This window comes from Lentzea sp. NPDC004782 (genome assembly GCF_040609115.1).
Taxonomy (GTDB): Bacteria; Actinomycetota; Actinomycetes; order Mycobacteriales; family Pseudonocardiaceae; genus Lentzea.
This window is the reverse complement of sequence record NZ_JBEXJN010000053.1, coordinates 28,306-51,194: the sequence shown is the minus strand read 5'-3', so window position 1 is coordinate 51,194 and position 22,889 is coordinate 28,306. Positions and strand designations below refer to the sequence as shown.

At 65.4% G+C, this 22,889-nt stretch carries 19 protein-coding genes; 6 read left to right on the top strand and 13 right to left on the bottom strand.

Annotated features, from left to right (window positions below):
* Positions 1-144 precede the first annotated feature (144 nt).
* Positions 145-777 carry a class I SAM-dependent methyltransferase gene (locus tag ABZV40_RS36070; protein ID WP_355452214.1) on the top strand — a complete coding sequence of 211 codons (633 nt, stop codon included), beginning with the start codon at positions 145-147 and terminating at the stop codon, positions 775-777.
* A 191-nt stretch (positions 778-968) separates the two neighbouring features.
* Here ABZV40_RS36070 and ABZV40_RS36065 read toward each other — a convergent pair whose 3' ends face one another.
* From ABZV40_RS36065 to ABZV40_RS36055, 3 genes are all read right to left on the bottom strand, one after another.
* Positions 969-1,199 (bottom strand): hypothetical protein, encoded by a 231-nt coding sequence (locus ABZV40_RS36065; RefSeq protein ID WP_355452211.1) that lies wholly within the window; start codon positions 1,197-1,199, stop codon positions 969-971.
* A 324-nt stretch (positions 1,200-1,523) separates the two neighbouring features.
* A complete protein-coding gene (locus ABZV40_RS36060; protein ID WP_355452208.1) occupies positions 1,524-2,903 on the bottom strand; it encodes an aminotransferase class I/II-fold pyridoxal phosphate-dependent enzyme in 1,380 nt (459 codons plus the stop codon).
* A gap of 46 nt (positions 2,904-2,949) precedes the next feature.
* Positions 2,950-4,140, bottom strand: a complete 1,191-nt coding sequence (locus ABZV40_RS36055) for a tryptophan 2,3-dioxygenase family protein (protein ID WP_355452205.1) — start codon at positions 4,138-4,140, stop codon at positions 2,950-2,952.
* A 1,202-nt stretch (positions 4,141-5,342) separates the two neighbouring features.
* Between ABZV40_RS36055 and ABZV40_RS36050 the strand changes: the two genes are divergently transcribed.
* Positions 5,343-6,560: a cytochrome P450 gene (locus ABZV40_RS36050; RefSeq protein WP_355452202.1), complete on the top strand. Its 1,218-nt coding sequence runs from the start codon at positions 5,343-5,345 to the stop codon at positions 6,558-6,560.
* 126 nt (positions 6,561-6,686) lie between these two features.
* On the opposite strand, the gene ABZV40_RS36045 is transcribed toward ABZV40_RS36050, so the two are convergent.
* The gene (locus ABZV40_RS36045) at positions 6,687-7,505 is read right to left on the bottom strand and encodes an SDR family oxidoreductase (protein ID WP_355452199.1); all 819 of its coding nucleotides are present in this window, start codon (positions 7,503-7,505) and stop codon (positions 6,687-6,689) included.
* A gap of 58 nt (positions 7,506-7,563) precedes the next feature.
* Positions 7,564-8,742: a cytochrome P450 gene (locus ABZV40_RS36040; RefSeq protein ID WP_355452196.1), complete on the bottom strand. Its 1,179-nt coding sequence runs from the start codon at positions 8,740-8,742 to the stop codon at positions 7,564-7,566.
* A gap of 86 nt (positions 8,743-8,828) precedes the next feature.
* Here ABZV40_RS36040 and ABZV40_RS36035 point away from each other — a divergent pair, with 86 nt between their 5' ends.
* Complete coding sequence (locus tag ABZV40_RS36035) at positions 8,829-9,485, top strand: TetR/AcrR family transcriptional regulator (RefSeq protein ID WP_355452193.1); 657 nt, start codon at positions 8,829-8,831, stop codon at positions 9,483-9,485.
* On the opposite strand, the gene ABZV40_RS36030 is transcribed toward ABZV40_RS36035, so the two are convergent.
* The 5 genes from ABZV40_RS36030 to ABZV40_RS36010 all read right to left on the bottom strand — a co-directional run bounded on the left by ABZV40_RS36030 (position 9,466) and on the right by ABZV40_RS36010 (position 16,500).
* On the bottom strand, positions 9,466-10,275 hold the full coding sequence (locus tag ABZV40_RS36030; RefSeq protein ID WP_355452190.1) for a hypothetical protein: 810 nt from the start codon (positions 10,273-10,275) through the stop codon (positions 9,466-9,468). The two genes, ABZV40_RS36035 and ABZV40_RS36030, sit on opposite strands and share 20 nt — an antisense overlap.
* Positions 10,276-10,439: 164 nt before the next feature.
* Complete coding sequence (locus tag ABZV40_RS36025) at positions 10,440-12,329, bottom strand: hypothetical protein (protein ID WP_355452187.1); 1,890 nt, start codon at positions 12,327-12,329, stop codon at positions 10,440-10,442.
* Between the two features lie 55 nt (positions 12,330-12,384).
* Entirely contained in the window at positions 12,385-13,806 is a 1,422-nt protein-coding gene (locus ABZV40_RS36020; RefSeq protein WP_355452185.1) for an FAD-dependent monooxygenase, read from the bottom strand.
* Positions 13,803-15,464, bottom strand: a complete 1,662-nt coding sequence (locus ABZV40_RS36015) for a prenyltransferase/squalene oxidase repeat-containing protein (RefSeq protein WP_355452182.1) — start codon at positions 15,462-15,464, stop codon at positions 13,803-13,805. The genes ABZV40_RS36020 and ABZV40_RS36015 overlap by 4 nt, the downstream gene beginning before the upstream one ends.
* Positions 15,454-16,500: a polyprenyl synthetase family protein gene (locus ABZV40_RS36010; RefSeq protein ID WP_355452179.1), complete on the bottom strand. Its 1,047-nt coding sequence runs from the start codon at positions 16,498-16,500 to the stop codon at positions 15,454-15,456. Before ABZV40_RS36010 ends, ABZV40_RS36015 begins: the two co-directional genes overlap by 11 nt.
* Before the next feature lie 361 nt (positions 16,501-16,861).
* On the opposite strand from ABZV40_RS36010, the gene ABZV40_RS36005 reads away from it, so the two are divergent.
* From ABZV40_RS36005 to ABZV40_RS35995, 3 genes are all read left to right on the top strand, one after another.
* A complete protein-coding gene (locus ABZV40_RS36005; protein WP_355452176.1) occupies positions 16,862-17,203 on the top strand; it encodes a hypothetical protein in 342 nt (113 codons plus the stop codon).
* Positions 17,204-17,851: 648 nt separating this feature from the next.
* Positions 17,852-18,991: an alpha/beta hydrolase fold domain-containing protein gene (locus ABZV40_RS36000; RefSeq protein ID WP_355452173.1), complete on the top strand. Its 1,140-nt coding sequence runs from the start codon at positions 17,852-17,854 to the stop codon at positions 18,989-18,991.
* Positions 18,992-19,087: 96 nt separating this feature from the next.
* Complete coding sequence (locus tag ABZV40_RS35995) at positions 19,088-19,684, top strand: QsdR family transcriptional regulator (RefSeq protein WP_355452170.1); 597 nt, start codon at positions 19,088-19,090, stop codon at positions 19,682-19,684.
* A 515-nt stretch (positions 19,685-20,199) separates the two neighbouring features.
* Here the strand turns inward: ABZV40_RS35995 and ABZV40_RS35990 are convergent.
* The 3 genes from ABZV40_RS35990 to ABZV40_RS35980 all read right to left on the bottom strand — a co-directional run bounded on the left by ABZV40_RS35990 (position 20,200) and on the right by ABZV40_RS35980 (position 22,824).
* Positions 20,200-20,985, bottom strand: coding sequence for a sigma-70 family RNA polymerase sigma factor (locus ABZV40_RS35990; protein ID WP_355452167.1), 786 nt, complete (start codon positions 20,983-20,985; stop codon positions 20,200-20,202).
* 340 nt (positions 20,986-21,325) lie between these two features.
* Entirely contained in the window at positions 21,326-22,096 is a 771-nt protein-coding gene (locus ABZV40_RS35985; protein WP_355452164.1) for an ABC transporter permease, read from the bottom strand.
* Positions 22,093-22,824, bottom strand: a complete 732-nt coding sequence (locus tag ABZV40_RS35980; protein ID WP_355452161.1) for an ABC transporter ATP-binding protein — start codon at positions 22,822-22,824, stop codon at positions 22,093-22,095. Before ABZV40_RS35980 ends, ABZV40_RS35985 begins: the two co-directional genes overlap by 4 nt.
* Positions 22,825-22,889: the final 65 nt, after the last annotated feature.

The following is a 22,889-nucleotide window of genomic DNA, read 5'->3' as shown; positions in this document are numbered from 1 at the left end:
TGTGTTCCACGAGGTGGAATCCTGGCCGGGAGGTCCTGCTGGTACTCGTGAAGCAGTGATTCTCTGAGTGAGTGGAGGTCAGCTGTGAATGGCATCCCAGCCTGCCCGAACCAGATCGACAAGTGGGTCCAGCTGACCCCGGAGGTGCTCGAGTACGCGCTCACCTGCACTGAGCAACCCGTTCCCGCACAACGTCGGTTGATCGACGCCACCGCTGCGCTGGGACAGGTTTCCGAGATGCAGGTCGTGCACGGGCAAGCGGTCTTCCTGACCGTGCTCACCGCCGCGATCGGTGCCCGCACTGTCATCGAGATCGGTACCTTCACCGGAGACTCGGCGCTGGCGTTCGCACGCGGTCTCGCGCCGGGCGGAGTGGTCGACACCTACAACGTCACCGACGAATGGTCGCAGATCGCCTCGCGGGCGTGGCGGGAGGCCGGGGTGACCGACCTGATCCGCCAGCACATCGGTAACGCCGCGGACCTGCTCGACGAGCTTCCACAAGAGTCCTTTGTGAATATTGCGTTCATCGATGCCGACAAGGTCGGCTACATCACCTATTGGGAGCAGCTTGTACCCAGGATGGTCGACAACGGACTGATCCTCGCCGACAACGTGCTCTACTACGGCGATGCGGTGAGCCCTGAAGCCGAGGGCAACGCCGCTGCGATCCGAGCGTTCAACGAGCACGTGATGGCCGACGACCGAGTGCAGCCGACCATGCTGCCGCTCGCAGACGGGTTGACCATCGCACGGAAGCTGCCGCGGCCGAACTGAACGCAGCCGATCTGGCGCCGCGGCCATCAGGGTCGTGGTCACTTCCGCAAGAGACTCGGCGACCCCGATGGGCACCACCTCATCGGCGCGAACGTCGCGCATCTTCTGGCGCAGCTCAAGAAAGGCCGGCCCAGATCTGATCGATCCGGCCCATGCCACGAGTCCGTGTCGAGCTGCCCCCGGCACTGCCCTCAGGGCGCCACGCGCCACAGCTCGTAGACGTTGCCGCCCGCGTTGTACCTGCACTCGTGTGGCAGGTCGCCGCCGGAGCCGGGCGGGACCATCTGCTGATAGCCCTCCTCACAGGCACCCGCGCTGTCATACCAGTGTCCTGTGTAGTACCAGTCGCCTGCCAGAGCGGGCACTGCGCTGGCGGCGAGCAGGCCGAGTCCCAGGGCAGCGCCGAGCACCAACTTCCTCACAGCTGTTCCTCCGGTGTTGTTCACTTGCCGACGGTGCTCCACCGCGCCGGCATCGGCGGTGGACACCAGCGATGTTCCACAACATCTCTCACAGCGCGGAGGAGGATCCAGACGTGAGCGTGAAGTCTGCCCGTTCATCCATCACGGACGTTCCGCACGCCCAAGCACATGGCGGAGGAACGCATGCGGCGTTGCCGAAGAGGCGGGCGGAATCTGCTTCTTCGGCATGACAACCGCACGAGCCGCAGCCGACTCATCGAACGACCCCGTCAACCGTCCGGCTACGTGGGGCAATGCAGCTCGAACCTTCCCGCCTGTCGGACGTCACGGGCCTGCGGCGCCGACCGCGCGCACCAGCGCTTCGACCCGCATGTGCAGATCGGTCACGTAGTGCTCGAATTCGGGCTTCATCAGGACACTGCGCACGACGCGAGCTTCGGCGAGGTCGCCGCCCAGGTCCGGGTGCCTTGCGGCGAATGCGGCACGGGTAGCCTTGAACGTGCTGAGGTAAACGGGATGGGCGGCGTTCCGTGCTTCTGCGAACACTTTTTCCACCGCTGCGTCGACACCGCTCATCGTCGTCTCCCCTGTCACCGGAAGCCAGGTCACGATGTCCAGTTCTGGCTGCTGGTAGAGCCTCAGCAAGGCGGATGACTCGATCAAGGAGGCCCAGGACACCGCGGCGGTACGGCACGCGGCAAGCACCTTTCCAAGCCCGTCACGAGTGGCCGGCAGTAGCCTGAGGGTGAGCCACAGCGCCGCTGCGGCGGCCCCCGACTTCGAACACTCCAGGCTGATCTCGCCGAGGTGCAGAGCGGCTGGCGTGCAGTAGGTGTAGGGCGAATCGTGGACGTAGAAGCGGCTGACCGAGGGCTCACGGAAGAGCACCGCGCCGCACCCGTACGGTTGAAGCCCGTGCTTGTGAGGGTCGATTACCACGGAATCGCACCGTGCGATCGCCTGCCATGGCTCCGGCGCGAGTCCGGCGGGGCCACTCGCTCCAGCGAGCAACGTGTAGAACCCGCCATATGCCGCATCGACGTGCACACGTGCCCCATAGCGTTGAGCCACTTCGAGGATGTCGTGCACCGGGTCGACTGCGCCGAGTCCGGTCGTGCCCGCCGTGGCGACAACCGTGCCGACCTGGCCGGTACGCATACGTCGTTCCAGCGCATCGACATCCATCCGGCCGTGCGAGTCGACCGGCACCGTCTGGCTCTGCACCCCCAGCACACGGCACATGCGGCTGTGCGTGAAGTGTGCCTCCTCGCTGAAGAGGATCGTCTTGCCGGGCGAGAGTTCGCGGGCGATGTAGAGCGCTTCCAGGTTCGCGATGGTGCCACTGGATGTGAGATGCCCGAGATGCGTGTCGAAGCCGAACATCGCGGCCAGTTGGGCCACCGACTCCTGCTCCATGCGCCCAGTCGCAGGCCCTCCTTCGAATGAGTGGTTGTTCGGGTTGATCAGCATGGCCGCGAGGTGTCCCACTGCCGCCGCGGGATGTGGTGCCCGCATCATGTGTCCGGCGTAGCTGGGGTGGAAGAACGGGTAGTTGTCACCGAGACGATGCGTGAACTCGTGGAACGCCGCCGCAAAGCGGTCGTCGTCGACCGTCATGGACGGATGCTCGTCGACCGTTCCGTGCGTCGCAGCCCACGCATTCACAGCACGTACAGCTTCGGCAGCCCATCGCTGCAGGTCCATGATCAGCTTCCTTCAATCAAGCGATGTCAGTTGTTCGAGGACAGGACTACGGACGTGACAGGGTGCGGTGCACGTCCATTCCGCGGCAATGTTCACCAATCCCCCAGAAGAGCCGGTTGTCCAGGCACTCGAGCAGGTAGCCCACCCCCTCGGTGCCACCGGTGCCGTCTGCGACGCCGATCATCCGACGCCCCAGCGAGTAGTGCGTCCGCTTCCACTTCTGGTGGGCGTGCTCGAGTGCTCGAAGTGCGTCATCGACGAGGAGGCGTTCGTCCCCCGCCATGGTTGGCGCGGCGGTCAGATACCATGAGGTCAGCGACTCGTTCTCGAACGTAGCTCGCGCCCGAACCTCAGGTACGGCGCGGAAAGCCAACGAGTCGAGCCGATCAGGTTTGGGCACGCCGCACAACAGCTCGATGAGCTTGTAGTGCCGGGATTGGACTGCGCTGGAGCCGGTTGTCTGGTCGCGGAACGCGTGAAAGCTCTCCGGTCTCATCGTGGCCAGGAGGCTGAACAGGCCAGCCACGCAGTTCAGGCTCGCTGCCGCGTCCGTCAGGCGTTGTGCGACTGTGGCTGTGGCATCGGCACGTGCCGCCGCCATCGCTTCCTCCAGCAGCATCGCCATCCCGCTGAAGACGGTCTCGTAGCACTGCAGCACACGGATGAACAGGTACTCGTCGTGCTGGGACGAGACGGGCAGAACGCTGACACGCAGTCGCCGTCTCTCGTCCTCGGTGGTCAGCAGAAGTGATGACCTTCCGCGGAGTTCCGCGACCAAGCGGGTCGCCTTGGCGATGCGTTGGTCTGTCACAGCGCGGACCGGTCGATTTCTTGCAAGCCGCTGGTCGCCGGGCGTGTCGGCCGTTGAGGTCTCGAACTCGACCAGGTCGGTGAGCAGCAACCGCACCAACCGATGTGCTTCGAGGTCGCCGACTTGCGCAGGCATCAAGGGCGCGAGCAGTTCCAGCGCGAGATAACTGTCGTAGGTGAACCGCTGGTCTTGCTTGTCCAGCACATTGTTCAGCAGTGACACCAGAAACGGATCATCCGCATGTTCCTGCCTGGCGATCCGCGCCATCTTGATGACTCGCGGGTCCAGCGCCTCCTTTCCCACCTGCTGCGCGTGGTCGATCAATGCGGCGACCGGGAACGGATCCATCGTCTGACAGGAGACGGGTGACGTGCCGTCTTCCTTGGCGAAAACTGACGTTTTCACATAAGAACGATTGGCGTTCAAGATGCTTCCTCAGACTCCGTTGAGGTGAATGCAAAATCGACACGCGAGACTCTAGCTGTGATGTTCCGAACGGCCAAGAAGGGGTTCCATGGCATGGAACACGAGGACTGGTTGTGAGTATGATCGAGGTGTCCACCTTCCGAGTGGTTCTTCGAGCATGATCATGTGCTGTCTGGCTCGACAGATCGCCTTCTCGCCACAGTGTTACCGCTCTGTGGAGCGCGTGATTTGGATTGGGTGGTGACCTGAGTGGTTGGGCTTTCCTGGCGACCATGACCACTTGCGGGCGTGACAAAGATGACCACTTCACTGGCATCGACGATCGGATTGCCAGGCGACTTTGAAGATCGGGTTGTGTTTGAATCCTCAAACTTCGTCGACCAACCTGAAATTGTGCCGTCTCTTCAAGGTGATCAGCCCGTCTCGGGCGTAATGCACCCGCTTGACCCCTGTCTCCTGATCGCACACGTTCGAACACGCGGAGACATGAATGGTGCTGGCGTCAACTGGATCAAATTGATCGGTCAGCCCCAGGTGATCGCGTCCCGGACGGCATTGCGGGTCCAGTGTCGCAGAACTCAACTGGTCCGGAAGAATGGAAGTTCACCACCACCGACCTCGACGACCTACTGACCAGACTCGACCGCCACACACCCGACCAACAGGAACAATCCGCCCTCCCGCAGGCCGCATGATCAACCCCCGACGAACTTGCGAACAGGACCACTTAGGGCGCGTCGAGGAATAACGTGGACGTTTCCATTTTCAGGCTTGTCGATCTCCTATGGGGCGGACGGGCTGCCGCACGGCTGTCGTCACGGAGTTGGTGGTAGGTAAGGTGATCAGCAAAGCGATTGCGTTCGCCGCTAAGTACATCCAACTTCACATCGCCGCGCCGTGAGAGCGCGTACATCAAGATCAAACCAGTGTGTTGTTCATCTGCGCGCCCTTAGCCGGGGAACAGATGGTCCGCACGTCTTCTGATCGTGGATCGACGACAGCGAGGAGTTCTGCGGACCGGACACCATGCCGGTGATCAAGTGCGCTTCCGCGACAGGTCGGTTCATCGAACGTTTGCAGTCCCCCACAACTCCAACCTCAGTGCAGCCAGGCCACATGAGCGACGACGATGGGGCAGACATGATGTGCCATGAGCTCATCGGCTGGACCGACTGCGCGGGACAGGACAATAATGCGGGTTCATGACCATTGATCTTGCGACTGCCGCTGGCGCCCTGTTCACCACCCAGGGCCGAGTTGATCCGTACCCGCTTTACCACACTATTCGGCAAGCCTCCCCCGTCCTGCCCATGGCCGAGAACATTGTGCTGGTCACGGGCTACGATGAATGCGATCGTTTACTGAAGGATCCAGCCTTCATGGTGAGGGACCAGTACCGACGTGATCGCGAAGACGAGTCGGCGGAGAACCGGCATCCTGCCAAGTCCCTCATCGCCGCTTCGATCATCTCGCTCAATCCTCCCGACCACCGCCGTCTACGCCTCTTACTGGGGCGTGCATTCACTCCCGCGCGGATCACAGCGATGGTGCCGGTGATCGAAAGAATCGCCGAAGAGCTCATGTCGGAAATGAAGGAAAAGGCCGAAGACGTCAAATTCATCGATTTCATGAGCGAGTTCGCCGACCGACTGCCGATTCGGGTGGCCGGTGCCGTGCTCGGTCTTTCCGGTGCGGACACCGAGGGGCTCGGCCCACTTGTGCACGACCTGGCCGTGGCCTTTGAACCAGGCATCACCGGGAAACCGCTGGCTGCCGCAAACTCGGCGGCTGCCCGGTTGCGTGCCCACCTCACCGACGTGGCCGACCGGCGAAGAGGTCAGCCATCCGCTGACGACGACCTGATCGGCACGCTCGTGGCGGCTGCACCCGAAGACTTCGACGAGCTGGTCGCCAACCTCGTTCTCCTGCTCGTCGCCGGACAGGAGAGTCCCTCCAACCTCCTCGGCAACGGTCTGCGCATTCTCCTGGACAAGCCTGAACTCGCCGCGACCCTGCGCACGGCCCCAGCCGGGCTTCCAGCGTTCGTCGAAGAGGTTCTCCGCTACGACTCGCCTGTGCAGATGACCGCCCGCTGGCCCAACCAGGAAACCGACCTCGGTGGTTATCGGCTCCCACGTGAGGGCTGCGCCATCCTCATGCTGGGTGCCGCCAACCGCGACCCCCGGATCTTCCTCGACCCCGACGAGTTCCTGACCACCCGTACCAACAACAAGCATCTCAGTTTCGCCTCTGGCTCCCACTTCTGCCTGGGAGCTGCCCTCGCTCGCCTGGGAGGCAGGATCGCCTTTCACGCGCTCCTTCGGGAATTTCCTGGGATGTCGCTCGCCGATGAACCGGTGCGCATCGATCGGCTCAGCCTCCGCGGTTATGCGACGTTGCCAATCCGCCTTGCCGCGTAGTTCCGGCGGTGTCAGCCGGACGGGGCGGGCAGTGCACCGCAATGCCGAGATCGTACGGCTGGACATGGCGCACCGGTACATCAAGCGGCCACGGTCGACGCCCTGACCGTTGTTCCCACGAGGTGGTCAAGGGGAGTCGGAGTCGACCAGCCACTTCATCCGGTCGGCGACGAAGGCCGTGGCCCGCTGCGGCATCAGCCGCGAGAACCGATCGAGCAGGCGAGCATCGCCGCCGATGCGGATCCTGTGCGTGCCCTTTTCGATCGCTCGGATGATCTGCCGGGCCGCACATGTCGCAGTGGTCTGCTTCGCCTTGCCGGCCTTCGCTTCCGGTGCACGGCGGGGACTCCGGACCCCGGAGTTGCGGAGGATGTCGGTGTCGACGGCACCTGGGAACACCACGGTCACGGCTATCGAGGTGCCGCGCAGCTCACCGTGCAGGCCCTCGGTGAACAGCTTGACGGCGGCCTTGCTCGCGCCGTACGTGGTCTGTCCCGGTATCGGCACCAAAGCGCTCATGCTCGAAACGTTGACCAGACAGGCCTCGCGGCGGTCGAGCAGCAACGGCAGGAAGGCTCTGCTCATGTTGACCACAGCCCAGAAGTTGACCGCCATCACCCGTTCGATCTCGTTGAGACCCAAGTCCTGTATGCGTGCGAAGCGCTGGACGATGCCCGCGACGTTGATCACGCCGTCGACCTGGCCGTGCGCCGCGACGATGTTGCCGGGCAGTTCCTCGACTGCCGCACGGTCCGTGAGATCCAGCGTGTGGGTGGTCAGCCGGCCCTTGCAGGCGGCGCCGAACTCGGCGGTCTCGACGAGCGGAGTGGCCCTGAGATCGACGGCGGCGACGTTCGCGCCGCGACCGAGGAGTCCGAGCACGACCTCTCGCCCGATCCCGCTTCCACCCCCGGTGACGACGAAGACCTTCTTCGCTATCTGCATGCCAACCAACTCCCATGTGATGGCCGCCCGGTTCGCTCCCCCGTCGGCCACAGTCGGTTCACCAGGCCACCGGCAGTTCGATCAGTCCGCCGGTGAGCACATCGGTTCTGATCTTCAGCTCCTCGACCGGTACCGCTAGGCGCATCGTCGGAAAGGCTGTGATGAGTTGCGAGAACAACGCGTATAGCTCGATGCGGGCCAACGGCGCGCCGATGCAGTAGTGCCCACCGTGACCGAAGCTGAGCTGGGTCGCGGCCGGACGGGTGACGTCGAACTCGTCGGGATTCGGGAAGACGGTTCCGTCGTGGTTGGCGGCGCCCGTGGAAAGCACGACCAGTTCACCTGTGCGGACCGTGTCGTCCCCGATCCTCAGGTCGGTCTTGGCGTAACGAGGGATACCACCGACACCACCCTTGTCCGCGGTCCGAAGGATTTCCTCGACGGCAGCGGGGATCAGGCTGTTGTCGGCGGCGAGGGCCTGCCACTCGTGGGGATGGGCCAGCAGCAGCAGGGCGCCCATGCCGATCATGACGACAGTGGTCTCATAGCCGCTGAACAACAGGACCATCGACAGTTTGGCGATCTCTTCATCGGGGACGCCTTCTGTCGCGCACAAGCGGGAGATGACGTCGTCCTCGGGCTGGCTGCGTTTGCGGGCAACCAGGTGCCTGCCGTACTCGTAGAGGTCACCGATGCCTTGCAGCGACAGCGCTCCGTCACGGACGTTCGCGGCGGCCTGCGTCCACGTCCGGAACCGCTCCCTGTCCTCGTACGGCACGCCGAGCAGCTCGCAGATCACCAGGATCGGCAACGGGAGAGCGAGTGCCTGGTGGAGATCCGCCGGTGCCGGCTCTCTGGCCAGCTGGTCGAGCAGATCCGCAGCGAGTGCTTCGACCCGGGGGACCAGCGCTCGCATGAGTTTGGGGGTGAAGTGGGGTTGCAGAAGTCCCCGCATCCGTGCGTGATCGGCATGCTCGGTGTCGTAGTTGCCCAACGGACGACCGAACAGCACCGATTCACCGGTTCGCGCGGCGTTGCCGGGGTCGGGATGGGCGCGGCCGAGCCGAGGGTCGCTCAGCAACTTCCGCACTTCTTCGTGGCCCGTGACGAACCACCCCTCGCCGCCGACCGCGGTGCGAATGCGGTGGATCGGGCCGCGGTTCTGCAGGCCGCGGAGTGCTGGAGCAGGAAGCAGCGGACCCGGCTGCTCGAGTGGCAACTGGACGGGGACGGCCACTGGAGACTCCTCAGGACGGCTCGAAGTATACTCGCATGTGTATACGCAGAGATATACCAACACTGGTTTATTACACTGTCAACACCATGGATCCATCCTGTAAGACCGCCGGATCGGCGGAGACGCCACCGGCACCCTGTTCGTCCGGCCCGGTCCGCCGGATGCGCAGAGCCGAACGGCGTCAGCAGATCATGGATGCCGCTGCTCGAGCGTTCGCGCGGACCGGGTTCGCCGGCACCGGTCTGGACGAGATCGCCGCCGAGGCGGGAGTCACCAAGGTGATCTTGTACCGGCACTTCGACTCGAAGGCTGACCTGTACCGAGCGGTGTTCGACCGCATCTACAGTCAGATCACGGGCCTCCTGGGAACCGGCGGCTACGACCACAACGTCGTCGCCACCCTGCTCCACGCGGCCACCCTGGACCCCGACGGGTTCCGGCTGCTGTTCCGGCACGCCGCGAGGGAGTTGGAGTTCCGCGACCTCGTGGACGGCCTGACGGCGGCCTCCGCGACGATCGCCCGCCGAGAGCTTGCCAGTCGCATCCAGGAAGGCCCGTGGCTGGACTGGGCCGTCCAGCTGCTGCCCGTCCTCACCATCGAAGCCGTCCTCGCCTGGCTCGACGTCGGACAACCGGACCCCGCGGAGGCCGCCGACCGGATCGGCCGGATGATCCGCCACACCCTCGCTGCCGCGGAGGCCGGCACCGACTCGATCCGCCCGGTCAAATCCGAAGCGAGATAGCCGGCGTCCGCGACCGCGGAACTATCCGCCGCAACCTGACCAAGACCACTGCGTCGAGCAGGAGCATCAGCACGCCGGCCAGTCGCTGGTCGAGGACCGGGTTCACCGCCGCGGCGCCGGCCAGCGGCTCCGCGGCGACGAGCATCGCCAGGCCCATAGTCATCATCGCCTCCAGCACCACGCCGACGGCGAGCAATCTCAGCCCTCGCGGCAGCCGGGACCGGGTCACCGTCGTCCAGAAGGCACTGCCGAGCGACCAGCCCGATGGGACCACCCACCACGGCGTACCTTCTGGAGCCATCAGCAACGCGTGTCCAGCGGACGTGTGTGCGAGGACAACGACAACAACCGTCGCGATGCCGCTTGCCAGGCCCAGCACGAGCGGAGTGCGGACGCCGGCGTGCGGATCTTCCCCCATCTCCTCGTTCCAGGTCCCGTCAAGGGCTGTCAGTGGTGCGAGGACGAGGACGATCTCCAAGATCGCCATCAGTCCCACGTGGGAGCTCGACAGCGGTTGTGCGACCGCGAGTACGGCCGCGCCGATGACGAGCACGCTCGCGAGGACGGTGTTCCTGCTGCGGTTTGCAGCGAGCATCCTGAGCACGAGGAACACGCAGATGACGGTCGAGGCCATCGTCAGCGCGATGTCCAGGACAGGTTGTCCGGCCGCTGTCACGACGTGCGCGTGGTGGCTTCGAGCGGGGGCGACCGTTGCGTCCGAACCGCTCCACGCGTGGGCGATGCCGAGCGCCAGGACGGTCTCAATCCCGCCGAGAAAAATCAGCGTCACGATCGGCGCCACTGCCGAACGGCGAGAGCGCACCGGGTGGTTCCCGAGCCGGAGCCGGATCAGGGCGAGCACGCGCAGAACGAGAAGGCAACACGCCATGAGTCCTCCTGGAGCTGTACTCTGCCGCCGGCTCGACGGGTTGGGCCGCGAGGAACATCGCGGGTTCAGATGACCGGTGCCATGCGCACCCGTGCACGGTGGTGGAGGTCGACCTGCACGGTCGCCTTGCCCGCGAAGTCTGCGGTGACCAACGGCTCGAGAGTGCCTTCGACCCGGTATTCGGCGTGCGGTGTCAGCCGTTCCACGCCCAGCGCGACCCGCTGTGGACCTGCGCCCGAATACAACACGAGGTCGAGGTGTCTGCCGTCGCTGACGGCGCTGGCCACGAGGACGTCCGGGTAGGCGGCCCCGACCAGGGCCGGGCCGGTCAGAGCGGCCGGATCGGGCCGCTCGTTGAACGACCGCCGCCAGAAGTCCTTGCGCAGCATGCGAACTGTGGGAATACCGACGTTGACCAGGTTCGAGGCGCTCTCGTAGAAACGCGCTCCACCGCGGATCACCGGACTGCAGTGCTCGTCCATCGCATCGAGCGCGGCCTCGAACACTTCGTCGTCACCCATTTCGCGTGCGGCGTGGGCCAGGCTGCACAGGTAAGAACTCGGACCCGGACGGTTGTTACCGGCGTCGACCAGTCCATCCCGCAGCCTGAGCGTCACGCCGGAGCCGTCGGCGGAGATGCTCTCGCGCCGCACGAAAGCCCAGTACCGCTCCGCGAGATCGGGAAAGTCCGGATTCAGCACGGACACCATCGCCTCGTCTGGCATTGGAAACGGAACGGACAGCCCGGTGAGCTGGGAACGGACTGCGACGATCCTCCCGTCCCCGGTGGTGAACTCCGTCATCAGGCTTCGAAGGAATCGTCCGCGCAACCGAGCCGCGTGGTCGGTGCCGAACAGGGTGTCGTAACCCGTGAGACCGGCCAAGCCGACAAGGTTGCAGTAGGGGAACACCCAGTTCGGCGAACAGGGGTACAGACAGGTCTGATGGTCGTCGAAATTGCTCCTCAGCGACCGAGCGAACGAATGAGTGCTGTGCTGGTACGACCTTCGGTTCCCCCTGAGGAAAGCGACGCCACCGGGTGTGGAGAACCTGTCGTCTCCCGTGTTCAACTCGTAGAGCACCAGGTTCGTCATCATGTGGCCGACCATCTTGACGTTGCCCCGGCGGACTGGATCCGGGTTGAGGTCGAGGTTGCCCCAGGCGTTCTCCCTCCACCAGTAGGACCAGATCGGCTGCTGGCAGTACTGCTCGATGACGCGTTGCTGGCCGGTCTTGACGTAACCGTGGAAGTTCGGCGTCCAATGCCGCTGGTAGACGCCCAGCGCCCAGCCCGTGGAAGCGAGCTGGGACCGCACACTCGCTGCCTGGCGTTGGTTGTCGAACAAACCGAAATCACCGATCTCGGCCAGAGCGCGGTCGAGGGTGTACCGCAACCAGGAGAGGTCGTCGGCCGACAGTTCACGCCCGTCGGGCCCAGGCACCGTCACCAAGGCCCGTGCGGCGCGGACAACGGCCAGTTGCGCCGAGAGGTGGTCCAGACGCTCGGCGCGTCGGCGACGAACGCCGAGCGAACGACGGCGCACGATCGTGACGACCAGCATCCCTGCGGTGACGGGCGCCGCGCTCGCCACGAAGACGCCGTGGCCAGGCAGGGGTTCGTGGGTCACCCACGCCGCCGCACCTGCCGAGAGCAACCAGACCAACGGCGGGAGGAGCGTCAAGCCCACCTGAAACCAGGCGACGACTCCCACGAGGAACAGGAAGGCACAGAGGCCGCCCACCGGCATCCACCAGCCACCCGAGGCCAGGAAGCCGGCTCCCGGAAACCACAGACCTGCGCCGAACGCCTGCATTTTCGCGGAAGGAGAGCTTGCGAACAGGACCGCCCCCGAAGCCGCCACTGCGACGTACACGGCGAGCGTGCGCAACTGGCGCAGTCGGCTGATCGGCCCGGCCAGTGATCTGGCCCCCGAGACCGGCATCTCGTTCGCCACGTGTCCTCCTCATCGAAGACTTCAGTCTTGAAGCAGGTGAGGTAACCGGTCGCGGTCAGTCGACCCGAGCCAGGTGCCGCCGCGGAGGCGGCGGGACGCGGTCGGTGGAGGGCGTGGAGCGACGCGAGCCGCGCAGCACACGTGCGACGACGGCCGGCCGAAGGAGCGCCGTGGGCGGCGCCAGCATGTGCAGGACACGTAGCGTGGCGAGGCTGACGTTGCGGTTCTCGAGCGCCACCGCGAAGACGGCCTCCAGGTAGTGGCGCTGCAATCGCTTCACCACCCCACCGGCGCCACCGGTGCTCTGACGCTTGAGGTCTCCGCTGGTCGCGACCCGCCAAGCCGGCATGGACGTGATCGCCAACCGCCGCTGGAACAGGGAGCTGAAACCGGCGAGATCACCCGAGGCCGATCGGCGGCTCTGCTCACGCAGGCAGGAGTCGAGCGTCTCGGCGCCGAGGGCGGCGACAGTCGTACCCTGTCCGTACAGCGGATTGAAGGCGCAGGCGGCGTCTCCGACGACGATGAGACCTTCCGGCCGTCGGCGCATCGCCTCGTAGTGCCGGCGCACGTTCTCCGTCCGGCGGAATCCCCACACCGGCGTCAACGGCTCCGCTTCTTTGATCGCGTCGTACAACACGGGACTGCGAAGGCGGCGCGCGAAATCAAGGAAAGCGCTTTCATCCGTAGTGGGCGCCACATCGCCACGGCCGGTGAGCGTGACCAGCCACCGCCCTCGCTCGACCGGCACCAGTATGCCACTGCGAAGGTTCTCCGGGTGCTTGCGTCCCAAGTAGATGGCCTTCCAGTCGGCGTCGAAGCCGGAGGGCGGGGAGTAGAAGCGGCTGGCGTATCCCAGCGACGACTCGATGCAGGTTTCCCTCGGTGGTTCGTAGCCGATTTCCCGCAACCATCCCGTGGCGCGGGAACCTCGTCCCGACGCGTCGACCACGAGATCCGTCGTCAGGTTGACCTCTGGGCCAGCCCCCGCCCGTGGCCGGAGCACGACGCCGGTGACGTGTGTGGAGTTGTGGCTCGCCAGCAGGCCGGTGCAGCTGAGCCCGCTGAGGAAGTCGACTCCGGCCAGCGCGCTCAGCCTTTGCCGCAGTGTCCACTCGAGCAGTTGGTGGGTCAGGGAAACCGACCGAAGGCCTCCACCGAAGCGGGGTGACCAGCCGTGGTCGGTCAATGTCAACGCGTCCGCAGGCCACTCGGTGGCGACGGCCCCTGCGGAGACGAGTTGCTCGGACAGTCCGGGGAACATCCGTTCCATGGACTGCGCGCCGCGGATGAGCAGGACGTGTGCGTGCCGCGACTGCGGTGTTCCTGGCCGGAAGCCCGGTTCGTCGGGAAGATCGTCACGATCGACGACCGTCACCCGGCGGAAGTGGTCGGCCAGTGCCCTGGCGGCGAGCATCCCGCCGACACTGCCTCCGATCACCACGGCATGCCCCTGCCACGGGCCTCGGGTGGTCATCGGGTTGCCGCTCGGTATCGGGCCAGTGCCTGCAACGCGAATCCGTTGACGACGGCTGAACACCAGTACGTGACACCGTCCACGTAGTAGAGGACGTCGCTTGGATCCCACCGCCCGTCCGCCCACTGTCTGGACACCAGCCAATTCGCGGCCGCTCTGGCTGCCGGGTGGTGTGATCGTCCGGCGCTGGTGAGACCCAGCAACGCCCAGGACGTCTCTTCCACCGTGGCGGGCCCACCGGAGCCGTCACCCCACCCGCCGTCGGGCGACTGGTGGTCCATCAACCACCGCAGGCAGCTCCGTGCCACACGATGGTCACCCAGCCCCAGTTCGCCGAGTGCCTCGAGCACCTGTGCCGTGCCGGAGGTGAAGTCCCGGTACCAGACGGAGGACATCGCGCCATCCGATCGCTGGACGCCGGACAACCAGTGCACCGCCCGGTCCAGCTGACCGCCTGAACCAGGCAGCTCCCGCAGCGCCATCATCGAATGTGCGGTGAACACGGAACACGGAGCGTCGAACGAGCTCCGGTTGCTCCGGATGAAACAACCCCACGAGCCGTTCCGGTTCTGCATGGAGCGCAGCCAAGCGACACCACGACCGATGTGCTGGTCCGCGACGCTGACACCGAGACGGCGCAGAGTGAGCACTGCCAGAGCGGTGTCCTCCACGTCCGGCCACGACGACGGAAGGCTCCAGCCCCATCCGCCACTCCTGGCTCCCGCCGCCGGGAGAGGGATGTCACGCTGGCATGCTTTGATCCAGGTTGCGCTGGGACCGAGGCGCTGATCACCGCCGAACCCGGCTTCCCACAACCCGCCGATGACCTGGCAGGTGCCGGACAATTCCAGATCCCGCACGATCGGCCAGGAGCCGTCGGCCCGGACCGACCTCGCGAGGTAGCCGAGGTACTGCTCCTTGATGTCGTCGCCGACGCCGGCGAGAGCGAGCGCGATGACGATGAATGCGACCGCCAGGCAACTCTCTTCGCAACCGCCGTCGGGTCCCTCGAACTTCCGCAACTTCCGCAGGTACCGGAGTGTCCGTTGCTCGGCGAGCGCAGTGAGCCACCGGCGGGGCCAGTCAGCCTGCCGCGTACGGCTCTGCATCAACGCGATCGCATAAATGCCCGGTCGGCCGAACGATATCCTTCGCTGCATCCGTTCGGGGAGCAGCGCGATCTCGATCGGGATGTGCAGCACCCGCGCAGGGTCGAAGAGGCCCGCGAGCATCATCGCGATCTGGACTGCCGGGTTGAGGGTGGCTCGCTCCTTGTCCGCCACGGCGTCCTGGCCGCCGAGCCGCATCAGTCGACCACGGGCCCTGCTGATCACGGTTTCCGCCGTGGGACGCGCCATGGTCACGGCCGCGAGCCCGATCGCGGTGGCGTTCACCGTGGACGGTCCATCCGGAACGTCCCCCCAGCCACCGTCCGGGTTCTGAACTCCGGCCATCCAGTCCAGGGCGCGGTCGACGAGATCACGCGAGCCGTCCGGGTCGGCCGTGCGGAAGGCGATGATCACCGAAGCCGTGGCCGTCGGGGAGGAGGGGACGAATCCTTCCCACGATCCGTCCGGCCGCTGCTCCGCGAACAGTGCGGCCGCCGCGGCGACGATGGACGTGTGGACGTCGACGCCGGAAGTACCGTCAGCTGACACGGTCGACCGCTCGATCTGCCAAACCGGCCAGTCGATCCCTGCTGGCGCTCGGCGGCAACACCTCCAACACCTGCTTGGCGGTGGCCGCATAGCCCCTCGCCATGTCAGCTGACGCGTCGATCGCACCGGTGGTCCGCAATACGTCCTCGACCGCCCGGACCGCCGCCTCGAGGGTGATGTCGTCGGTGATCTCGCCGTCCAGCGCGGCGTCGAGCACCTCGGCCGCTGAAAGACCACCGTTCCGGTAGGCGAGCAGGATCGGAAGCGTGAGCCGCCGGTTGCGCAGGTCGCTCGCCGCCGGCTTGCCCGTGGCGGCTGGATCACCGACGTAGGGCAGGAGATCATCCCAGATCTGGAACGCGATACCGAGACCGCTGCCATACGTGCCCAGCGCCCGCACCCATTCCTCCCGGCCGCCGGCCAGGACGGCGCCGCTGCGGCAAGCCCCCGAGAACAATGCCGCGGTTTTCAACTCGATCATCTCCAGGTAGACGTGGAGACTCCGCAGGCGACGTCGTCCGATCTCGGTTTCGAGCTGCTGTCCACGGCACAGGTCTTTGCCACAGTCGGCCAGGATCTCCAACGCTGTGACGATCCGGTCGTCGGCGACACCGGCTTTCCTGCACTCGGCAAGGCACCGGAACAGCTGGAAAATCAGCGCGTCTCCGGCCACGATCGCCGTGTCCACGCCGTATCTGGCGTGGACCGCCGGCTGGCCTCGACGCTCGTCGTCGTGATCGATGATGTCGTCGTGAATCAGGCTTGCCACGTGTCCGAACTCGGTGCCGACCGCCGCTGGCAGAACGTCACCTGCAGCACCGCCGACGGCGAGCGCCGACTCGATCAGGAGTGTCGGCCGCGTCAATTTGCCGGGCACGTTCAAAGCATGTTCCAGCACGCTGTGGAGTGGGTCCGACCGCGGAATCCGGTCCCGGGTCAGCTCCAGCCTCAGCTCGTGTTCGTACGAGGGCACCGCCGATGACGGGTGCGCGTAGTCCGCCTCCACCTGCGCCGTAGCCGCCTTGATGCTCATCATGTCGTTGCTCGCTTTCTGTGCTGCGCCACTGCGGCCATCCGGCTGGGCGGAGCGGCGTAGTCGCGGAGGCAGGGGTGATCACCTGCGGCGAAGCCGAAGTGAGGCCGCGCCGGGCGAACAGGCCGCAGCCCGAGTTCGAGAGAGAAGCGTGCGAACCGTGTGATGCTGAAGGTCAGGTGTTCACGTGATCACTCCTGACGACGAGCCTCGTTCGGTGGCAAAACCTTGATTCAACGGTCAGGCACTCCTATTCATTGGGCGGTGGTCGCACGGGCCGGACAATGCGGCGGAACCTGTTCTGCCCTCCTGGCTCAACAGATGTGCACGCACAGCCAGAACAGCTGTGCGTAGTCGTTGTGACGTGAACTACCCGCAGCTCCTCACCAACCTCGGCGAGCCACTACCACGCCGCAACACGGATCTGGATCACGCCAGTTCGCGCCGAAAGATCGCCTTGAGTGAGGTTGCCGCCAGCCGCGAAGCAGCGCGGCCGAGGGCAAGGAACGTTCGTGCGTCAGAGGGGTACATCGACCACGAGTGCATCGTGCATCCGCAGACTGCCGTCGATCACGCGAAGGCGCGGGCCGAGCAGCCCTGCCGGCTGAACGCCGATATTCTCATCGTTGCGCCGACCTCAACGTTCGTCCTGCACTCGAAGGATCAACGCGTGACTGACTGCGTTGCCGACGGCATGGTCAGGTAATTGATCGAGACTTTTCGGGCCGAATATCACGTCAGACCTCAGTCTCTTCGCCAGGTTCGGCCTTTCCGAAACACGGTTTTGTTCTGCCGAGGAGGGCTACCACGGCTGGAGTTCCCGTCTGTCCGATCCCCCACGACCACCGCGTACATCCACTCGGGCCGCCCGCCGGTTTCGAGGACACCACCACTAACGAACCCGTGCGGATGCGGTGGCCGAACGGCGTCGAGGACTGGGTCATCAGCAGCTACGCCGGTGTTCGGCAGGTGCTCCCCGACAAGCGCTTCAGCGAACCGGAACGGTACTCCCACGATGCGCACCGAGGGCGAGCCAGTCGTCGACTCAGATCAGCCCGGTGAGTTGCACGCGATGGACGGCGAGGCGCACCTCGCTGCGACGCCCTCTCACGCGGCTTTCATGGTCAGGCGCATGGCCTCGTTGCTGCCGCGAATCCAGCGGATCGTCGATGAGCACCTCACCGAGATGGAGCGCAAGGGTGCCGCCCGCCGACCTGCAGCCCGCTGCGGATCCACGTGTCGGTCAGGTGACCTGCCGGGCACATCAGAATGCAACATATTGACACTGTGTTACATCGACGGTAGACACGGGCGCCCCGGCGGCTACGCGACCGCCGATCGACGAGGAGTCCCCATGACCTCCGTTCCCGAATCCCTTCCCGCTCCAGGCCGTCTTGGCGACTGGAACATGTCGCTGGGCACCGACCCGCGGGCCGACCCGCGACTGGTCAGTGCGCTGACCCCATTCGGCATGGATCGGAACGACACACCCGGCCAGATCACGCCCGCCTCGGCCCTGCAAGATCGCTTCCGGCACGTGCTCGACGTGGTCGAACCCGGCAACGAAGCGCTCTACAACGGGCTGTTCGACGGCATCGAGCCAGTGCCTGGGGTCGATCGTTCGGAGCGGTCGTTCACCACCTCGGACGGCGCGACGATCACGCTGTACATCTCGCGGCCGGCAGGACAGAACGAGACCGCGCCTGGTGTCCTGCAGATCCATGGCGGCGCGATGGTGTTCCTCACGGCACAGACGGCGACGTACGCGCGACAGCGCGACGAATTGGCCGCAGCCGGCATGGTGGCACTCGGCGTCGACTACCGCACCGCCGGTGGAGTGCGGGGCAACTTCGCATATCCGACCCCACTGGACGATTGTCTCGCAGCCGTGTCCTGGATCGCCGAGCGCGAGGACGAGCTCGGCATCAGCGGCCTGGTTCTCACAGGTGACTCCGGCGGTGCAAACCTGGCGCTGGCGACCGCGCTGCGCGCGAAGGCCGCCGACACACTGCACCAGTTCGCCGGGGTCTACGCCATCTGCCCCTACATCTCGGGCGCTGCTCTGTGGAACCGCGAACGCCGTGCCACCGAACTACCGTCATGGATCGAGAACGACGGTTACTACTACTGCGCGGAGAACACGGCCGTCCTGGTCACCCTGTGGGACCCCACCGGAGAAAACGCCGAGAACCCTTTTGCGTGGCCCTACTTCGCCAGTGCCGATGATGTACGCGGGCTGCCGCCGCACGTGATCACCGTCGCCGAACTCGACCCGGTACGCGACGAAGGCCTGGCCTACTACCGCACGTTGATGGCCGCAGGCGTCGATGCGCGGGCCAGCACGATGCACGGCATGTGCCATGTCGCGGACCTCATGATGCACCGCTACATCCCGGATCTGTGTGCTCAATCGATCGCCGACATCCGGGTGTTCGCCGATCACGCCATCGCCGGCCAGGCTGCAGGGCGAGGAAGTCGAGGAGCGACGCGTTGACGTTGAACGGACCAGCGCTCGGCCAACCGGCGTAACCTGGGCCCCAGATCTTGCTTGGTCTGGCCGTCACACCGACCGCGCTGCTGGAGTGGGTCCATGTCACGCACTGGTCACACGGTCGACGCCGGTGACGCCCAGGTGAAACGGCGCCCGCAGCGCAGCGACGCCGTGCGCTTGGCCCGCCGGAAGTACTTGAGCGGCGAGCGGATCGAGATGGGTCAGCTGGCCGCGGAGTTGGGCGTCAGCCGGGTCACCCTGTACCGCTGGGTGGGCACCGTCGATGCGTTGCTGGTCGAGGTGATCTGGGCACTGACCGAGCTGACGCTCGCTCAGGAGTGGGAACGGGCGATCTCGATGGCCGGCCCTCGGGTGCCCACCGTGGCTTGCAACTACCTTCGCCAGACCATGGTCCAGCAGGGCGCTCGGCGCTTCGCGATCGAGGAGAACGAACGCGCCATGCGCATCCTGACCTTGGCGAGATACGGCTACCAGCCACGCCTGGTGGACGCTGTCAAGAACTACCTCGCCGCCGATATCGCAGAGAGACGGATCCACTCGTCCCTACCGCTGGACGACCTCGCGTATGCGTGCGTACGCATCATGGAATCTTTTTACTACCTGCCCACGATAACCGGTGAGCAGGTAGATCCGGACGGCGCCGAACGCGTGCTCACGGCGCTGCTGCGCCCTTGACCACTTCCGAACCGGACCGGGCGTCCGTTCGATCGACGACACCGTGGTGATGTCGATCGAACGGATGGCACAGGGAGAACACCACCTGGGGCCACGACCGGATCCCTGTGAGGTGCCAGAACGAGGTCCGACGGGCTGACTGCGCGCAGGCCATCAGCGGCCAGCGCCAACGGCAGTCTGCACAAGCTGACTCGTGCCAGCCTCCTGCACACAACGGCCATTTCCCGGATGACCCTCGGACCACAGAGCCGCTACGACTCCGATGCCATGAGAGTGCTGCTCGAGGACCCGGCGGTGTGCGTCGAGGAACAACGTGGACGTTTCCATGTTCAGGCTTGTCGATCTGGCATGGGGCAGGCGGGCGTGCCGCACGGCTGTCGTCACGGAGTTGTTGGTAGGTAAGGTGATCAGCAAACCCATTCGCCGCCAAGTACAGCCAACTCGCATCGTCCACTCCATGAGAGCGCGTCCATCGGGATCGGATTGTCTCCAAACCCTCACCCTCACAGGTCACGTCAGGCGGCGAACTCCGCGGTCGACGGCACCGCTGGTTCCCAGGCTTCGCCGATCTCCACGCAGTTCACTGCGACGCCCAGGTAGCGACGTAACGCGCATAACGCATAGTGATACCGCGATCTGACCGTTCCCTCCGGGACACACATTGCCAGGGCAGCCTGCGGAATCGAGCGGTCGGCGAGGACGAGTTGAGCGATCACCTCTCGGTGCAATGGCGAGAGCCGGTTCAGCACGCTCATGAAGACATGCCGTTCAAGCAGACACGTGATGTCGTCTGGTGCCTGCGTCCCCAAGTACGACAACAGATCACCACCGAACTCCACCGGGCGCCGAGCCCGAGCACGCCGCCGGTCGATCACGATGTTGCGGGCAACCTTCACCAGCCACGTCCGCGTCGTGTCCGGGTTCTGCGAAAGGCGATCCCAATTGCGCCAAGCGCGCAAAGCGGTTTCCTGCCACACGTCCTCGGCCGCATGCCGATCACCGGTCAGTTTGGTGGCATAACCCACGATCATTTTTCCGTGTTCGGCGTACAGCCGACGGATCGCACTCGCGGCGTCCTCGTGGCTGGTAGAGGCATCCATCGCCTTCCCCCGGTTCCGGTCGGTCTGGGCAGGAGACTGCTGCCCGAAGGCTAAGGCACATGAGCAACGCGAGATGACGCGTTGTCCTTTCTGGGCAAGCAACTGTTCACTTTGATGCAGGTCCGAAACCGCATCGCGCTGGAAGCGAAACCGGCTGTACAAGAACTCCGTCGAGCGAGCGCAGTCCACAATGTCTCGCATGAAACGATTCTGGTGACCTGCGGGTGACCCGCGGCTCGACCGGAGGCCCATCCGTCGCGAGACCGGTCGTCTCAAGCAGCCACCAGCACCGCGAACTGGTGGCCGCTGTGGTCGAGGTTCATGTCGCGCCAGCACCGTGCTTCTCCGCGCAGTGGGCACCGAGCGGTGGTGGTAGGCCGAACTGGGCCTGCGGGTTGACCGACAAGGCGGCGAGGTGCTGCTACTTCGTCGTCACGAGGCAGGTGGGTCGAGAGCGGCGGCTCATCCCACGGAGAACACCCGAGGCGCGGAGTTGTTGTGACATCGAGGCTTTGGCGCGAACGGAGCAACGCCAGTCTTCTCAATCGAGTGCGCGCTTCAGGAAACAGCGCATGCTCAGCACGCCGAATCCCACGATCGCGATGGCGAGAGCCAGCAGGTCGAGAGCGAACGGCACGTGCGGCACACCGGAGACCACCTGGCTCCGCATGCCCTCACTCGCGTACGTGAGCGGGTTGAGCGCGCAGGCAACCTTGAACCACAGCAGGTCGTCGCTGAGAGTGAGCCAGGGGAACTGCGCGGAACCCGTGAACACCAGCGGGGTGAGGACCACCGCGAACACGACGTTGATCAGGTGCGCGGGTACCGCTGTGCCGATCACCATGCCGATCGCAGCACCGGCCAGACAGCCGAGGACGAGGACGAGCATCGCGAGGGGGACGGCGGACAGCGGCCACGTGACATCGAGCATCAGGAACCCGATCGGGATCATCAGCACTCCCGCGACGAGACCTCGCAGTGCTCCAAAGACGATCTTCTCGACCGCCACCAGCGGAATCGAGATCGGAGCGAGCAGCCTGTCCTCGATCTCCCGCGTCCAGTAGAAGTCGAGCGCCAACGGCAACGCCGTGCTTTGCACTGCGATCAAGAAGCCGTTCAGCGCGACCGCGCCGGGCAACAGGACCTGAGCGAAGCTGCCCTGCACGTACCCGATGTCGCCCAGCACCTTCGCGAAGATGAAGAGCGTGAAGAACGGCTGGATGATCACCTGTGCGAGGAAGCTCGGCAGCTCGCGGCCGGTGACGAAGACATCGCGCCACAGGATCGCTTTGAACGTGCGGAACTCACTCACCGCAGTCCCCTCCCTGTCAGGTGGATGAACACGTCCTCGAGACCCGGCTTGCTGACCGTGATGTCGCTGACCGCGACGCCGAAACCGCGCAGCGCGTCCAGCACGGGCGGCAGCGTGGCGGCCGCACCGGTGCCGGTGGCCACGCACACGCGAAACGCACCGGCCTCCGAAACCTCCTCCACCTGCCGCGTGCTGTCCACTTCGGACAGCTTGGCGCGGATCATCGCGAACGCGTGCCCGGTCGCGTCCGCCGTTACGGTTGCGGTACCTCCGCCACCCGCGAAGTTCCCGCTCAGCTCGGCGGGTGTACCGAGTGTGAGCAGTTTGCCGGGGTCGATGACACCGACCCGGTGACAGAGCTTCGCGGCCTCTTCCATGTCGTGCGTGGTGAGCACGACCGTGACGTCCTCCTCGCGCAGCGAGGCGACGCGTTCGTGCACGAAGAGCCGGGCCTGGGGATCGAGCCCGTTGCCCGGTTCGTCCAGGAACAGCACCTCGGGCCGGTGCATGAGTGCGCGGCCGATCATCAACCGCTGCGCCTGTCCTCCGGACAAGGTGTCGATCTGGGCTTTCGCCTGGTCCATCAACCCCATCCGTTCGAGGACCTCGTCGGCGAGCCGCTCACGCCTCGCCCGCGAGATGCCGTGATACGCCGCGTAGAACAGGAGGTTCTGCCGCGTGTAGAGCGAGCGGTCCAAGTTGTTGCGCTGTGGAACGATCGCGAGCAACCGACGTGCCCTCGCCGATGCCGACGGTGAAGCTCAGGCCGTACACCGCCGGGGCCTGCCCGGCT

Bases quoted from the DNA above. Each gene is read 5' to 3' on its own strand.
- ABZV40_RS36000 (WP_355452173.1), top strand. From the start codon at position 17,852: ATGACCTCCGTTCCCGAATCCCTTCCCGCTCCAGGCCGTCTTGGCGAC.
- ABZV40_RS35995 (WP_355452170.1), top strand. From the start codon at position 19,088: ATGTCACGCACTGGTCACACGGTCGACGCCGGTGACGCCCAGGTGAAA.
- ABZV40_RS36035 (WP_355452193.1), top strand. From the start codon at position 8,829: ATGGATCCATCCTGTAAGACCGCCGGATCGGCGGAGACGCCACCGGCA.
- ABZV40_RS36050 (WP_355452202.1), top strand. From the start codon at position 5,343: ATGACCATTGATCTTGCGACTGCCGCTGGCGCCCTGTTCACCACCCAG.
- ABZV40_RS36020 (WP_355452185.1), bottom strand. From the start codon at position 13,806: ATGACCACCCGAGGCCCGTGGCAGGGGCATGCCGTGGTGATCGGAGGC.
- ABZV40_RS35990 (WP_355452167.1), bottom strand. From the start codon at position 20,985: ATGCGAGACATTGTGGACTGCGCTCGCTCGACGGAGTTCTTGTACAGC.
- ABZV40_RS36010 (WP_355452179.1), bottom strand. From the start codon at position 16,500: ATGATGAGCATCAAGGCGGCTACGGCGCAGGTGGAGGCGGACTACGCG.
- ABZV40_RS36045 (WP_355452199.1), bottom strand. From the start codon at position 7,505: ATGCAGATAGCGAAGAAGGTCTTCGTCGTCACCGGGGGTGGAAGCGGG.
- ABZV40_RS36060 (WP_355452208.1), bottom strand. From the start codon at position 2,903: ATGGACCTGCAGCGATGGGCTGCCGAAGCTGTACGTGCTGTGAATGCG.